Here is a 15906-nt window from a genome sequence, read left to right as displayed (position 1 = left end):
GCCATGTGGGCTGCAAGGACGCAGCAATTGAGATGTGATGGAGGCGTTTGTCGATGTCGTCAGGATCCAGCGTGGAGGATCGTTCTAAACCTGCAGTAGTCCGGGAAGGGTTCTTCGGGGACTACTACGAGCATCTCGCAGAGGAGGACGCCCGCGGATACGCTGCCGAGCAATTGACCTCCAGGGCAGCTGCACACCGGGAAACGGGGCAGAGCCGCAAGCCGGGCACTGCCACCGTCAGGATTGCCAACGAGGGTGATCGCAGCATTCTGTACATCGTCACGGACGACATGCCGTTCCTGGTGGACTCGGTGAACGCCGAACTCGTTCGCCAGAACTGCGCTATCCGGCTTGTCATGCACCCACTCTTCGTGGTTTCGCGTGATCACCTCACTGGCGATCTGTCCGACATCGCCCGGGTGCCGTCGAACATCGGCATCTCAAGCGGTGACACCGCGGCAATGCCGAACATCGCCCATCTGATCTCGCATGGTGACAACGTCTCCCACATGGAGTCCTGGATTGCTGTCGAGGTCGACAGAGTGGCCGACGACTTCCAGAAGGAACTCGTCGACGGAATCCACCGCGTCCTGAACGACGTCCGCGCCGCCGTCGAAGACTGGCCCAAAATGCGCACCAAGGCGCTCGAGCTGGCATCGTCCCTGGACAAGGTGGCCCACCCGGAAGACATCGCGGAGCTCAGGCAAGCGCAGGACCTCCTGCGTTGGTTGGACAACGGCAACTTCACGTTCCTGGGTTACAGGGAATACGACCTCATCACCGAGAACGGTGAAGACGTCCTTGAGTTGCGCGAAGCGAGCGGTTTGGGACTCTTGAGGGCGGGGGACCACCCGCACCAAATCCAGCACCTCACCGACGCCGGACGCCGGAAGGCGCGCGAGAAGCGTGCCTTGGTCATCACCAAAGCCAACTCGCGGTCCACCGTGCACCGCCCCGCGTACCTGGACTACATCGGTGTCAAGAGCTTCGATGTTGCGGGCAACGTCAACGGCGAGCGCCGCTTCATCGGCCTCTTCGCCACGAGCGCGTACACCGGTTCCGTAAGGAACATCCCCATCGTTCGGGAAAAGGTCGACGCCGTGCTCCGCTCGGCCGGTTTCCCGCAGGACTCCCACTCCGGCAAGGACCTCGTCGGTATTCTCGAGACCTACCCCCGTGATGAACTCTTCCAGATCGAGACCGAGGATCTGGCAGCAACGGCTTTGGGCATCCAGCGTCTGCAGGAACGGCGCCGAACGAAGCTTTTCCTGCGCCCGGACATCTACGGACGCTTCATGTCGGCACTGGTCTACCTGCCCCGTGACCGCTACACCACCAACGTCCGGCAACGAATTGAACAGGAACTCCGCGAGACCTTCGAGGCCGAGAGCATTGACTACGAGGCCCGGATCACGGAGTCCGCACTCTCAAGGGTGTTCTTCCGTATCCGGCTGCCGCGGGAGGCTGAGCTTCGCGACGTCGACGCCGGTGAACTCGAAAAGCGGCTTGTCCGGGCTTCGCGGTCGTGGGCTGAAGGTATTGCAGAGGTGCTCCGCGAGAACACCAGCGGGCTGGATGCCGAGCGACTGTCCGCCCTGTGGGCGGATGCGTTTCCCGCCGGCTACCGTGTCGACTACGAAGTCGAGGACGCCCTCAAGGACATTGAGCGTTTCGAGAAGTATGCCGCAACAACCGATCGCGACGCCGTCGCTGTCCAGGCGGTCCCCGGAGTGCATGTCTACTTGCCCAACGGTGCCGGCGAGCTCCTCGAAGAGGATGCCCGCGTCAAGCTCTACCTTTTGGAGCCCAAGAGCCTGAGCCAGATCCTGCCCTACTTCCACAATCTTGGCCTTGAGGTTCTCGATGAGCGGCCTTTCGAGATTGAGACTGCCGACCACCGGGACTTCTTCCTTTACGACCTTGGCCTGAAGTACCCTGCCGGTGTCGACCCGGTGGCTACGGGCCAGCTGCTGGCGGACTCCTTCAGCGCCGCGGTGACCGGTGCGGTGGAATCCGACAGTTTCGACCGGCTCGTGCTCCGGGAAGGTATCCACTGGCGGCAGGTTGTCATGCTCCGCGCCTATGCGAAGTACATGCGCCAAATGGGGAACACCAACTCCTTCGAGTTCATTGCGGACACCCTTCTCGCCAACCCGGAGGTTGCCCGCGGCCTGATTGACCTCTTCGGGGCCCGCTTCGATCCTTCTTCACCTGACGCCGCGCGTCCGGGCCGCCAGGAGGGTGCCCGCGCCACACTGGCCGAAGCAATTGACCAGGTTGCCACGCTCGACGCCGACCGCGTCCTTCGGACCTTCGTCAACCTCATCGAGTCGACGCTGCGCACGAACTACTTCCAAGGCAAGTCCTACGTCAGCTTCAAGCTCGATCCGACCACGATCGACGGCCTGCCGTTCCCGCGGCCAAAGTACGAGATCTGGGTGTACTCGCCCCGCGTTGAAGGCGTGCACTTGCGCTTCGGCAAAGTGGCCCGTGGCGGCCTGAGGTGGTCGGACCGGCGCGAAGACTTCCGGACCGAGATCCTCGGACTGGTCAAGGCACAGACGGTGAAGAACGCTGTGATTGTGCCGACCGGTGCCAAGGGCGGATTCTTCGCGAAACAACTTCCGGATCCGGCACTTGACCGCGCTGCCTGGATGGCGGAAGGCATCGAAAGCTACAAGACCTTCATCCGCGGCCTCCTGGATCTCACCGACAACCTCGTGACCACAGCCGACGGCGAGAAGATTGTGCCGCCGTCGGACGTTGTCCGTCAGGATGACGACGATTCGTACCTGGTAGTCGCTGCCGACAAGGGCACGGCAACCTTCTCGGACACCGCGAACGGACTGGCCGCCGAGTATGGATTCTGGCTGGGGGACGCTTTCGCTTCCGGTGGCTCCGTAGGATACGACCACAAGGCCATGGCCATTACGGCCCGTGGCGCATGGGAGTCGGTCAAGCGCCACTTCAGTGAGCTGGACCTTGACACCCAGACCGAGGAATTCACCGTGGTCGGCGTCGGCGACATGTCCGGCGACGTGTTCGGCAACGGAATGCTGCTCTCCAGGCACATCCGCCTGCTGGCCGCCTTCGACCACCGCCACATCTTCCTGGACCCGACGCCGGACGCGGCTTCGTCCTTCGACGAGCGGAAGCGTCTCTTCGACCTTCCCCGCTCCTCTTGGGATGACTACGACCGCTCGCTCATCAGCGCAGGCGGCGGGGTCTTCCCCCGTCAGGCCAAGGTCATTCCGATCTCGCCGGAGGTCCGCAGGGCCCTCGGCCTGCCTGACGGAACAGTTCAGCTGAGTCCTCCGGAACTTCTGCGTGCAATACTCCTGGCCCCGGCCGATCTCCTCTACAACGGCGGGATCGGAACGTACATCAAGGCCAGCACCGAGTCCCACGCCGAGGTGGGGGACAAGGCAAACGACGTCATCCGCGTGAACGGGCGCGAGCTCCGCGTCAAGGTTGTCGGCGAAGGCGGCAATCTCGGAATGACGCAGCGCGGACGCATCGAGGCTGCACTGCAAGGTGTCATTCTCAACACCGATGCGATCGACAACTCGGCCGGCGTCGATTGTTCCGACCATGAGGTCAACATCAAGATCTTCGTGGACCGCATGGTCGCCGCAGGGAAACTGGATGCTTCCGAGCGCACATCCTTCCTCGCCGACATGACCGACGAGGTCGGGCGCCTTGTGCTCGAAGACAACATCGATCAGAACATCCTGTTGCTCAACGACCGCACGCGCGTCGCCGAATGGAGCCCGAGCTACGAGCGCCTGATGGACTGGCTCGAGAAGTCCGCCGACCTCAAACGGGACCTTGAAGCGCTGCCGACCACCGATACCCTTCGTGAGCGGCTGGAACAGGGCCAGGGCCTGACGTCGCCGGAACTGTCCGTCCTCGCCGCCTATGCCAAGATCGAATTGGGCTCGGCATTGCGGGACAGTGATCTGGCGGATGATCCCTGGTTCCGCAAGACGATTCGCTCCTATTTCCCGAAGCAGCTCCGCGAACGGTTCGACGCCGAACTGGACACCCATCCCTTGCGTCGCGAGATCATCGCAACCGTGGTTGCCAACGACATGATCAACTTGGGTGGCATCACCTTCGCCTTCCGCACGATGGAGGAGACCTCGGCTACCGAGGTCGCCGTCGCGAAGGCGTTCGTAGCCCTCCGTGAGATCTACGAACTCGACTCGATGGTGCGGGAGCTCAATGCCCTGCCGGCTTCGTTCCCCACGGAACACTGGAGCACGGTCCACCTCGACATCCGGAGGCTTCTGGACCGGGCTGTTCGCTGGTTGCTCAGCCAGGGTAACGCCTCGAAGCCGATCTCGGAGATTGTCGCGGAATTCAAGCCGATGATGGATCCGATGCGGGCCAGGGTGCTCGACTACTTGCGCGGCAGCGACAAAGAGCGGGTCACCGGTTGGCTTGAAAAGGCGCGTTCTTGGGGCCTTCCGGACACGCTCGCCCATCGCTGGGCCGAGCTGTTCGAGAGTTTCGTACTCTTGGACATCGCCAAGATCACGCAAAGCCGCGAGGCCCGTGTGGAAGAGGTCAGCCACGTCTATTACACGGTGTTTGACCGCTTCCACGTGGATTCGTTGCTGGAGCGAATTACGGCACTCCCGCGCGATGACCGCTGGCAGGCGCTTGCCCGCGCAGCCCTGCGCGACGACCTCTACTCGACCGTAGCGGACATGACGACGTCGGTGCTCGAATCGAGCGACGCCGGCCTCGACGCCGAGGCTCGTTTGCGGGCTTGGGAGGACCTCAACGCCGAGCAGTTGGGGCGAGCGAAGAGCATGTTTGATGAGGTCAACGCGCTGGAGGCCGACGACATGGCTTCCCTGTCGGTAGCATTGAGGCTCTTGAGGTCAATCGTTCGACGCTAGGGACAAGCCCGGGCGTTATATGGAGGTGCAGTGGCAATCTTTACAGACCCCATCAGGGAGCACGCTGATTTCGGGCCTGGAGATGCTGAATGGCTGCACCTCCTGGTCGGCGACTGGCAGATGGTCGCCGACCTGGCGTTCGCGGACTTGGCCCTATGGTTTCCGCATCCTGAATTCGGTTATATCGCGCTTGCACACGTCAGGCCGTCGACGAGCCACACGGTGTTCCATGCGGACTTCGTCGGGGAAGGCATCCGCTCGGATCTCCAACCGATAGTCGACAAGGCGTGGTCAAGCCGTTCCATCGAACGTTCCAGTGAAACGAGCTGGAGCAGCGAGATGGCCCTGCGGGTTGAGGCAGTGCCCATGGTCAGGAACGGACGGACCCTTGCTGTCGTCACGTCGCATATGGACCTTTCCAGTTCACGGATGCCTTCACGCCTGGAGCTCACGTACAGGCAATGCGCCTACGATCTGCTCCGGATGGGAACGCTGGGCCTCTGGCCGGACTTCGCGTCACCGACGGGTTCCCGCCGTGGCGCTCCCCGCGTGGGTGACGGCCTGATCAGGCTCGACGCCGACGGCATCGTCCAGTATGCGAGTCCGAACGGCGTCTCGGCGTTCCGCCGTCTCGGCGAGGTGGAAACCTTGGAAGGACGGTCCCTCGCGGAAGTAACCGCAGGACTCCTCAAGGACCGGCGGATGGTGGACGAGACGTTGCCGCTGGTGGTTACCGGTCGGATGCCGTGGCGGAGCGAAATCGAGTCCCGCGGTGTCAGTTTGTCGTTGCGCGCGATTCCTTTGCGCGACGAAAAGCATCGCTTCGGTGCCTTGGTACTGTGCCGCGACGTGTCCGAACTGCGACGCCGCGAGCTCGAACTCGTGACCAAGGACGCGACGATTCGCGAGATCCACCACCGCGTCAAAAATAACCTGCAGACGGTGGCGGCTTTGCTTCGCATGCAGTCGCGACGGATGGTCAGCGATGAGGCGAAGCAAGGCCTGGAACAAGCAATGCGGCGGGTGGCGACCATTGCTTTGGTTCACGAGACCCTTTCGCAGGGGCTCACGCAGAGCGTTGATTTCGATGAACTCATCGGACGTCAGTTCCGGCTCTCGGCAGAAGTAGCATCCCCTTCGCAGCACGTCCGGACCGAGCGCGCTGGCCTGTTCGGCGAATTGCCGAGTGACTTCGCCACGCCCCTTGCGCTTGTCATCAATGAGCTTGTGACAAATGCCGTGGAACACGGCCTTGAAGGACGGGCCGGAACGGTATGGCTGATGGCCGATCGTTCCACGGGGGAGCGCGGCGATGAACTCCTGACCGTGACCATCGCCGATGACGGCGTCGGACTGCCCGAGGGCTCGTACACGGAGGGCCTAGGCCTTCAGATTGTGCGGACACTTGTCACGAGCGAATTGGGTGGCAGCATCCAGTGGAGGCCGCGCGACGGCGGTGGGACCGCCGTCGAGATCGTCCTGAACCTGGAGCGAAACTGACGCCTGCCGCTGACAGTGCGCTCTTTGGGTAACCGCTCAGACATACGAAGATGGCCCGGACCTTTCGGTCCGGGCCATCTTCGTATGTTCTCTTTGCTTCAGGCGCCGTGCTTTGTTGGCCCCCGGACGCCTAGGAAGCGCGGCGGGCGCGGGCTGCGCGGCGCTTGAGGGCGCGTCGCTCGTCTTCGCTCATACCGCCCCAGACGCCAGCGTCCTGGCCCGATTCAAGGGCCCACTGAAGGCATGTGTCCACGACGGGACAGCGACGGCAGACACTCTTCGCTTCCTCGATCTGGAGAAGCGCAGGGCCGGTGTTGCCTACTGGGAAGAAAAGCTCCGGGTCCTTGTCAAGGCAGGCTGCGCGGTTACGCCAATCCATGCTGATCAGTCACTCCATTCGTGAGTACTAGTTAAGCCTTTTGTGAAAATATTCACGAGAGGCTTCATAGGAAAGGGGACCCATTGGGCCCCCTTGGTCGTCTGAGTCAAGCGTGTCATGTTAACGCCATGTAAACAAGGGGTTCAAGCGTTTGAAACCGTGAGCGATGCATCACATTGGCTACCGGTCTACTCACAGGTATTCGACTATGTCCGGTAGTGTGCCAGTGTGTCAAGACCCCCTCTGAACCCTAACCATGACCCAGCAGCGCCCGGCGACGACGGCCAGGGGACCGGCACCGACGGCTTTGGCCGGGCATCCGGTGGAGGACCGCGTCCTCTAGGAATCGTTGTTATTTCGATTGTGGTTGTGCTGGAAGCCCTCGCACTATTGACCGCCGGGGTCCTGTATATATACGAACTCGTGACTGGGGCTCCGGTGGCCTCGTTCTGGGGAGCCGTATTTACGCTGGGCCTTTTGTTGGCCTTTTCTGCATTGTTGTTTGCCGTGGGGCACTTCCTGTTCCGTGGCTACCGTTGGACCCGGGCACCTGCGTTGGTTGCCCAGCTGTTCGCCCTGACGATCGGGTTTCCCACCATGACCGGTGGGCTGGTCCTCGCCGGTCTTGCCATGGTGGTGCCGGCTTTGGCCGGGATTGTCTTCTTGTTCGACAAACGGGTCATTGCGTTTGCCTCCAGAGCGGGCGGATCCCGCGCCGCACTCTAGCCGTTTTCACTTGGGCACGGCTTGCTAGTCGGGAGCGGCGATCTGGAGGGAGCGTGTTCGTCCATTCTCGATGAGGACAGCACGACCGGGTGGTGGCGCCTGTTCGACATCTACGCGCACCCCGAAGAATTCTCCGGCCGCAGGCGGCCCGTTGCCGAGGAGAATTCCGCTTCCGTGGTTCCGGGCCAGGGAAGCAAGGGGCGTCCGCTGCAGAAGAGCGGGGCTCCCCGCAGTTGCCACGACTGAGAAACCCATACCGCAAAGTTCAGCAAGCAGGACGGCGGTTTCGCTGCTGAGGCGTTCGGCGTCGTCCACGAGGGGGATGACTTCTGCTCCCACGATGCTGCGGCTTGCGTCCCGGTGGAATTCGGCCCAAAAGGCATCCGGATCGGCCCCTTCCGGCGGTGTCCACCAAATATGGCCTGGATTGAGCACGGCCAATGCGGAGAGTAGCGACGACTTGCCGGAACCTGGGGTGCCGAGCGCGAGGAGGACGGCTGAGCGCGGCAGCGTGATCCAAGCAGGTTCGTGTTCGTCCCCTCCAACCCCGAGGAGCACCGACCCCTGCGCGCGAGCGCGGGAAACGGCAGTTGTTTCGGTTCGGCCGTCCGCAGAGAGATCCGAAGCCCGGATGAATTGCGGCAAGGGATCCACCCGGAACGGGCGCCGCGCAGGCTCCGGGGGTACGCAGTACGGCCAGGGCGCGCTTGTCGGGGTCGCGACAAGCTGTGCGACTGCTGTGTCGACATCAAGCAAGTTGCCACTCACGACTGCCCGACCCTTCAGGGGCTTCATTGCCGCGAATCGGGGCCACGCCAACCGCCCTTCTTCTGTGGTCCCGGTGGGAAGGTATGCGCGGTTGGCGATTGACGCGAACATGCGCGACGTGGTCAGTTCGCGGTCACCCGTGACAAGAACAGCCAGTCCTGCCTTCGGTCCATCGCGGACGATCGCGTGGACAACGTCTTCGGCCCAGGCCAGCGGCCCGGAGCGCAACTCGGAGACCCACGAACCCCAGCTGGAAATGACCAGCAGAAGGGGGACTTGCCCGGCGACGGTTCCCAGGGATTGCCGCGCCGACATCTCAGCTGCGAGCCTCTCCAGGATGCGGACGCCCCTTCTGGGCTCGTTGGGGGAGGCAACGGCCCCGACGCGGCCCTGGGCTGCCACATCGGTGAACGAACCGTCACCGTCAAGGACATAGAGATGGAGTTCAACGGCACTTCCAACAAGCTGCGCGGCTGCTGCCCGACAGGTATCTTCAACTCCGCTTCCAGGAGGGCCAACGAGTCCAAGATTCCCGTGGACGAGCGGAGTCCAGCACAGGCCGGCAACTCGTTGTTGTGTGGGCAAGTCCGCCAAGCCAAGGTAGGCTGTTGGGCCAGCCGGCGTTCCGCTTGCCGCGTGCTTGCCCGCCATTGCCGTCGTGCCGAGGGATTCATGAAACGAGATGGACTCGGGAAGCGGATGTGCAACAGGTCTTCGGAGCGGTCTACTCCCGTGGATGTCCCAAACCCGGTTGATTGCTTTGATAATCGGGCGAGCGGCTTCTGCAGGCGTTGCCTCCGCACCTTGAGTCTCTGCGTCGGCGGTTTCGGTCCAACCGCTGAAGCGAAGGGACCCTGCTGACGGCCGGGCAATGGCCTTTGTGAGTGACGCCGTCGCTTTTTGGCCGCCGGAGAGGGTCGCTGACTGAAAGGGCTCGGGATCTTCCACTCCGCGAACCATATAGGCGCGGCCAGGCAGGGATACCGGAATCGATGCCGCTGCCGGCGAGTTGATGATGTCCAGGGATTCCATTTCTGATTGGACGCGGAGAGCAATGCTGGTGGTGACGTTGGCGCGGATGTCCGCACTTAACGCGCCTTGCGGACGTTGTGTTGCCATGATCAGGTGAATGCCCAGGGACCGGCCCAAGGTGGCGATCCGCATCAATTCGGCCAAGGCATCCGGGGCGTCTTCAATGAGCATCCTGAATTCGTCGATCACAAGTACGAGACGGGGCACCACTGGAAATCGGCTTCTTCGTCCCGCAGCCGCCCCGCCCCCGATTCCCCCGGCTGTGGCCCAATATGCGGGCAAATCAGGGACGCCGGCCTTCGCAAGGATCGCTTCCCGCATCCGAACCTCGGCACGGAGGGACGAGAGGGTACGTTCGAGCTCGTGTTCACTGAGGTCCGTAAGCATTCCGACACATTGCGGGAGGTCGAGCAATGGCCCGAGGCCGGAACCTCCCTTGAAATCAACAAACAGGAAGTTGACCCTGTCCGGGCCGTGGGACAGCGAGATCGCGGAGACTATCGTGCGCAGAAGCTCTGACTTTCCCGATCCCGTGGTTCCAGCAACAAGGAGATGCGGGCCGTCCGAAACCAGGTCCAAGGAACGGGGACCGTCGGCGCCCTGCCCTATGACCGCGGATAGCCCTTCGCGCACAGAAGAAGCGCTCCAGCGGGCAGCGATGCTTGAGGGCTCAGGGGGAAGCAGTTCGGCAAGCTGGCAGGTAGAGGGGACAAGGGGCGCTCTTTCAATCGACAAGCCAGGCACTCTTGCCGATGCGCGACAGTAGCGGTCGAAGACCGGGTGAGGCACAAGGTCGGGGTCAAACTCCGTTTCTGAAAGAAGCGAGCGGAGGACTGCGCGTTTGTTCCAGAGCTCGACCGCGGACCCGCTTTCATCTCCTCCCGCGGTGCGTTGGAAGATTCTCCAGCCAGACTTGATCGCCGCCAGCCGGAGTGAGTCGACTGCGTGATCACGGTCAGGCCCCACCAGAAACAGTGCTCCCGGTCTATCCCCGAGCTCGGAAAGAACAGCCGAGGCTGAAGAGGCGTCCGTGGTCAAGATGACGCCGGGGAGGAACCGGGCGCTTGACGGCAAGAGGGCTATCGGTCCGTGTATGAGGACTGCGACGTTGCGCGCGCCGGGAAAGGCCGCCAGCTGCATGAGCAGGAATCTGAACATTCCTTGCACTCTGGCTCCGGGTCCCGTGAGGGAAACAGCTTGGATCGAGGGATCCAGGACCACCGGAACCGGGCCCAACCGCGGTGGCTTAAAGCCCGGGTCCGCGGGATCGACAGCAACCCGGGCGTTCTGCGGACTGGTGCCGAGCCGGAGCCAGATATCGGGGGAAGCCGCCGTGCCTTGCGCCGTGCCCGCGCCTTGCTCGGTGCCGGGTCCTTGCCTTGTGATGGTTCTTGGAAGCGTCAACTGCATTCGCCCGTGTTCTCCTGAGGGGAAAGCTACTGAGTTGACGGCGTAGGCGAGCTCAGCAGCGGACGGTGAACACCGCCGTCGTCGGGCCCGGTCTTGTTCGACGGCCGCCGCGATCGCGGCAGCCAGAAGGCGGCGCTCACGTCTTCCCGAAATTGTCGGGGCAAGGACCGCGATGGCAGAAATTGCGGTGAATCCGAGGAACATCCACATGCCAGTGGCCAGAGCCATTCCAACTCCCATCAGGAACGGGAGCCCGGCCGTGAGGAAAAGTTGCGTGCGGCCGCCCGCATCGTGGCGCCGGGGGACCAGGATCGGCTCGGCGACTCCCAGGCCCGCTGCCCCCAGCGACTCCGATCCGTATTCTTCGTCGCCGAAAACCACTGACATGACGGAGCCGCCACACCGGATCCTGGAGGCGGTTGAGAGAGGGGCGGAGCGGACTTTGCGTCCATCCACCACCGTTCCGTTGGCGCTCCCGTTGTCGCTGATGGTGACCGCTGTCTCGGAGATCGTCAGGACGGCGTGATCCCGGGAAACATCAGGATCCGGGAGGCAGATATCGGCGTGGCTCCGGCCGATCCTGTAATTGCCCCGTTCCAGCGGTATGACCAGTCCGGCGGCTGGTCCGGCGTGAACCAGCAAGGACAACGCTGCGGGATTACGATCGCCATCACGGGTGTCTTGCGCCTCCGAATCGGGCCCGTCCACCAACACAGCTCCCGACATGAGCGGCGCCGAGCCAACCGTGAGCCCGCTGAGTGGCAGTCCATCGACTGCAAGTCTTCCAGTTCCGAACTCGGCCGCGACTGCAGCCTCGACGACGGCGCCCGGGGTGCCGTTGCCCGCGGCTATGGACAATTCGATCGGTTCACCTTGCCGTAACGCCCGTGGGGCCCGGACGAGGGTGCAATGGAATGTCACTGACCGCTCCTTCGTTTGGCGCCTGCTTTTCTTCCACGATATTTGTGAGGAAGACCAGGTGTTCTGGGGCAGTTGGCCTATGTGGAAAACGTTGTGCTCGCCGAGCAGCGAACTAGCGCGGCGGCAATTGGATGCGGCATCTCAGGTAGGCTTGACCTGCAGCCAATGCAGATCATTAGGCTGCCCGCATTCGAACCAGGAGTATTTGTGACCGCTGACCTCGTCATCGTCGGGTCGGGCTTTTTTGGCCTGACAATCGCAGAACAGGCCGCCACTGAGCTGGGCTTGAAGGTTGTTGTCATTGACCGCCGGCACCACATCGGTGGCAACGCCTACAGCGAAACGGAGAAGCAGACAGGAATCGAGGTGCATCGCTATGGTGCACACCTCTTCCACACCTCAAACGAGCGAGTGTGGGAGTATGTCAACCGGTTTACGACCTTCACCAACTACGTGCACAAGGTGTACGGCGTGCACAAAGGTGAGGTCTACTCCCTCCCCATCAACCTGGCAACAATCAACCAGTTCTTCCGCGCCAACCTGACTCCTAGCCAGGCGCAGGACCTGATCAAAGAGCAAGCTGGTGAGCTCGCGGGAACCGATCCGCAGAATCTCAATGACAAGGGCATCCAGCTGATCGGCCGCCCCCTGTACGAAGCATTCATCAAGCACTACACGGGCAAGCAGTGGCAGACCGACCCCAAGGACCTCCCTGCGGGCATCATTTCGCGCCTTCCTGTCAGGTACAACTACGACAACCGATACTTCAACGACAAGTACGAAGGCCTGCCGACCAACGGGTACACGGCATGGATCGAGAAGATGGCCGAGCACCCGAACATCGAAGTGCGCCTGAACACGGACTTCTTTGATGAGTCGCATGAGTACTCAAAAAACAAGGTTGTCGGCAAGATTCCCGTCGTGTACACGGGACCCGTGGACCGCTACTTCGACTTTGTCGCGGGAGATCTGTCCTGGCGCACCATCGATTTCGAAGAGGAAGTCCTGGACATGGGCGACTTCCAGGGAACCTCCGTTGTCAACTACAACGACGACGACGTCCCGTTCACCAGGATCATCGAGCCGCGCCATTTCCACCCGGAGCGTGGCTATCAGACGGAGAAAACCGTCATCATGCGCGAATTTTCCCGGTTCGCCGAAAGCGGCGATGAGCCGTACTACCCGATCAACACCCCGGATGACCGCGAAAAGCTGCTGAAGTACCGTGATCTCGCGGCCGCCGAAAAGGACGTGCTGTTCGGCGGGCGCCTCGGCACCTACAAGTACCTCGATATGCACATGGCCATCGGTTCTGCCCTGTCCATGTTTGACAACAAGATCCGTCCGCACTTCGAAAGCGGCGCAGAAATTGAAAGTGGAGGAGTGGACGCATGAGCCAGACCGCCGAGGAACAAACTGCGACCGGAGAGAGTGAAGCCATCCGTTGGCAGACGCTTCAGCGGGTGATTCTGCCAGGGCAGTCCCAGATGGACACTGTCCCGTTGTATGTGGATATGGGCTCTGCCATGGGCATGCAACTGCCAACAGCTGCCGGAAGTCCGTCAAGCAAGCCCGGTACCGTCAGTAGGGTCAGTGCTCCCTCCAAGGAAGCGCACGTCGAGGACTTTTTGTCCAGGAACTCAACCAAGGTTCGCGCTGGAGAACGCGTTTCGTTCGGCTCTTACTTCAATGCTTTTCCGGCAAGCTACTGGCGTCGCTGGACGAATGTCGACAGTGTACGGCTCAGCGTCGTCACACAGGGCACCGGCTCCGTAATCGTGTACAAGTCCAATGCCCGCGGTTCTCTTCAGCGCGTGGATACCCAGCGCGTCGAGGGTCGATCCGTGAGTACCTTCGACCTCACTCTGGCACCGTTCGGGGACGGCGGTTGGTATTGGTTCGACCTTCTTGCCGGTGCTGATTCGCTTGTGCTCGAGGAAGCCGAGTGGCAAACCCAGCATGACGGTTCCGAGCCAGGATCCGTCACCTTGGAAATCACCACCTTGAACAAGACTGATTTCTGTCTGAACAACTTGCGCATCCTTTCAGAGAACCCGCAGGCGCTGCAACGCGTACAAGAGGTGTTGCTGGTAGACCAAGGTACGCAAAAGGTTGCCGACGCCGAGGGCTTCGCCGCGATCAACGATGCACTCGGTGGAAAGCTACGGATTATCAACCAGGCCAACCTGGGCGGTTCCGGCGGCTTCGCCCGTGGCATGTACGAGGCCGTGCAAAACGGAAGCGATTATGTGCTGCTCATGGACGATGATGTCGTCGTCGAGCCTGAGAGCATCACTCGGATGCTGACGTTCGCCGGCCGCTGCAAAACGCCTACCATCGTTGGCGGGCACATGTTTGACCTCTACAACCGAACGGTTTTGCATACTTTCGGCGAAACAGTGAACCCCTACCGGTTCCAGCCGGATCTGCCCAGCGACGAGATGATCCTGGGCCACGATTTCCACGGGTCCAACCTGCGCCAAACCTCTTGGCTGCACCGCCGGTGCGACGTTGACTACAACGGCTGGTGGATGTGCCTTATCCCCACCAAGGTGATCCGCGAAATCGGCCTGTCTCTTCCCGTTTTCATCAAGTGGGACGATGCCGAATACGGCCTACGGGCCAAAGCGGCTGGATTCCCGACCGTATCCATGCCTGGCTCTGCAGTGTGGCACGTGTCCTGGATCGACAAGGATGACCTGGTGGGTTGGCAGGCGTATTTCCATGCCCGCAACCGCGCCATGGCTGCCTTGTTGCATAGCCCGTATGAGCACGGCGGCCGCGTGGTTCGCGAGTCGCAGTACCACGACATCAAACACGTGATTTCCATGCAGTACGCCACAACCCAGGGGCGGCTGTGGGCGCTGCGGGACCTCCTCGCTGGCCCCGATCAGTTGCATGAAATGTTGCCGACCAGGCTTCCGGAGATCCGTGAGATGATGAGCGGCCACTCGGACTCGGTGTTCAAGAAGAACCTGGACGAGTTTCCGGCAGCCAAGTTGGACAAGCCACCGCGCCACGGCCGCGGCACCAGCAAGCCCAACGCGGTTTCGGTCATCCCCTGGGCGGCAAAGACCGTCCTACGCCAGCTGGTCAAACCGGTCACTGAGTCAAGCTCCCAGCGACCGCAAGCGAATGTCGCGCACCAGGACAACAAATGGTGGCGCATGGCGCAGTTTGACAGCGCGGTAGTTTCTAACGCGGAAGGTACCGGCGCGTCCTGGTACCAGCGGAATCCTGAGCAGGTGCGAAGGTTCCTCGCTGAGAGCGCGTCCATCCACGCTCAGCTATTGCGCAACTGGCCGCGGTTGCGAGACGAATACCGTGAGGCCCTTCCGCGCATCACCTCGATGGAAGCGTGGCAGAAGACCTTCGAGGCCCACAGCGAAAGCGACAGCAAATGAGCTCAGCTGAATCAGGCTTGGTTAGGCCTGGTTTTGGGGCAGGACTGGCTGATGTCTTCCGCTCGCGGTTCCTTCTGAGACTACTTGTCAGCAAGGAGCTAAAGGTCCGCTACCGCGGTTCGGTACTTGGACTGTTATGGTCCTACGTCAAGCCCGGCGTCCAATTTGTGGTGTTCTACGTTGCACTGGGATTGTTCCTCGGCCTCGAACGGGGAATGCAGAACTACGCCGTCTATCTGTTCTCGGGAATTGTGCTGATCAACTTCTTCAGCGAAGCCCTGGCAAACGCGGCACGGTCCATCGTCAACAACGGTGGGTTGATCAAGAAGATCTACTTGCCACGGGAGCTCTTCCCGGTGGCGTCGGTCTGGGTTTCAGCGGTTCACTTCGTGCCCCAGATGGCTGTCCTGCTGCTCGGCTGCTTCATGGCTGGGTGGCATCCGAGTCTCCTTCAGCTGGTTGCTGCCGTAGCCGGATTCCTCGTGGTTGGCATGCTGGCCATCGGGCTTGGCCTTTTCTTTGGATCCGCCAACGTGTACTTCAGGGACTCGGAGAACTTCGTGGACATGCTGCTCATGCTGGCCACCTGGGCCTCCCCCGTCATGTACTCATGGCCGATGGTCAGGAACCAATTGGGCGATGTGGGATTTGCGATCTATCAAACGAATCCGCTGACGATCGGCGTTGAGGCGTTTCATTATGCGTTCTGGTATCCGACGACGGACGGCACTGCAGCTGTCCCCCCGAATCTGCTCGCCCTTTGGATTCCGGTGGGACTTGTGGTGTCCGCTGTGATCTTGTTCCTTGGCCAGTTGACGTTCCGCCGCCTTGAGGGCCGATTTGCCCAGGAGCTTTAGCG

At 61.7% G+C, this 15906-nt stretch carries 8 protein-coding genes; 6 read left to right on the top strand and 2 right to left on the bottom strand.

Annotated features, from left to right (window positions below; translation table 11 throughout):
- Nucleotides 1–53 precede the first annotated feature (53 nt).
- Together QRN59_RS17370 and QRN59_RS17365 are read left to right on the top strand one after the other, a co-directional pair.
- Nucleotides 54–4907, top strand: a complete 4854-nt coding sequence (locus tag QRN59_RS17370; RefSeq protein ID WP_284983727.1) for an NAD-glutamate dehydrogenase — start codon at nucleotides 54–56, stop codon at nucleotides 4905–4907.
- A 30-nt stretch (nucleotides 4908–4937) separates the two neighbouring features.
- Entirely contained in the window at nucleotides 4938–6407 is a 1470-nt protein-coding gene (locus QRN59_RS17365; protein WP_284983726.1) for a sensor histidine kinase, read from the top strand.
- 130 nt (nucleotides 6408–6537) lie between these two features.
- Here the strand turns inward: QRN59_RS17365 and QRN59_RS17360 are convergent, their stop codons facing one another.
- Nucleotides 6538–6786, bottom strand: a complete 249-nt coding sequence (locus tag QRN59_RS17360; RefSeq protein ID WP_003804966.1) for a WhiB family transcriptional regulator — start codon at nucleotides 6784–6786, stop codon at nucleotides 6538–6540.
- 345 nt (nucleotides 6787–7131) lie between these two features.
- On the opposite strand from QRN59_RS17360, the gene QRN59_RS17355 reads away from it, so the two are divergent.
- Nucleotides 7132–7512: a hypothetical protein gene (locus QRN59_RS17355; RefSeq protein ID WP_284983790.1), complete on the top strand. Its 381-nt coding sequence runs from the start codon at nucleotides 7132–7134 to the stop codon at nucleotides 7510–7512.
- A 24-nt stretch (nucleotides 7513–7536) separates the two neighbouring features.
- Here QRN59_RS17355 and QRN59_RS17350 read toward each other — a convergent pair whose 3' ends face one another.
- Complete coding sequence (locus tag QRN59_RS17350; protein WP_284983725.1) at nucleotides 7537–11643, bottom strand: type VII secretion EssC family protein; 4107 nt, start codon at nucleotides 11641–11643, stop codon at nucleotides 7537–7539.
- A 207-nt stretch (nucleotides 11644–11850) separates the two neighbouring features.
- Here QRN59_RS17350 and glf point away from each other — a divergent pair, with 207 nt between their 5' ends.
- Genes glf through QRN59_RS17335 form a run of 3 tightly spaced genes read left to right on the top strand, consistent with a single transcriptional unit; the run spans nucleotide 11851 to nucleotide 15904 of the window.
- Complete coding sequence (glf, locus tag QRN59_RS17345; protein WP_284983724.1) at nucleotides 11851–13038, top strand: UDP-galactopyranose mutase; 1188 nt, start codon at nucleotides 11851–11853, stop codon at nucleotides 13036–13038.
- Entirely contained in the window at nucleotides 13035–15047 is a 2013-nt protein-coding gene (locus QRN59_RS17340) for a glycosyltransferase (RefSeq protein WP_284983723.1), read from the top strand. Before glf ends, QRN59_RS17340 begins: the two co-directional genes overlap by 4 nt.
- Nucleotides 15044–15904, top strand: coding sequence for an ABC transporter permease (locus QRN59_RS17335; protein WP_284983722.1), 861 nt, complete (start codon nucleotides 15044–15046; stop codon nucleotides 15902–15904). The genes QRN59_RS17340 and QRN59_RS17335 overlap by 4 nt, the downstream gene beginning before the upstream one ends.
- Nucleotides 15905–15906: the final 2 nt, after the last annotated feature.

This window comes from Arthrobacter sp. efr-133-TYG-118, from assembly GCF_030209755.1.
Lineage (GTDB): Bacteria > Actinomycetota > Actinomycetes > Actinomycetales > Micrococcaceae > Arthrobacter.
Note: the sequence above shows the minus strand (reverse complement) of the source record. Positions and strands in the feature narration are given on the sequence as shown.

What these genes read in the sequence shown, in the direction of transcription:
- QRN59_RS17360 (WP_003804966.1), bottom strand. Translation starts at nt 6,786, where the DNA reads ATGGATTGGCGTAACCGCGCAGCCTGCCTTGACAAGGACCCGGAGCTT.
- QRN59_RS17335 (WP_284983722.1), top strand. Translation starts at nt 15,044, where the DNA reads ATGAGCTCAGCTGAATCAGGCTTGGTTAGGCCTGGTTTTGGGGCAGGA.
- QRN59_RS17370 (WP_284983727.1), top strand. Translation starts at nt 54, where the DNA reads ATGTCGTCAGGATCCAGCGTGGAGGATCGTTCTAAACCTGCAGTAGTC.
- QRN59_RS17340 (WP_284983723.1), top strand. Translation starts at nt 13,035, where the DNA reads ATGAGCCAGACCGCCGAGGAACAAACTGCGACCGGAGAGAGTGAAGCC.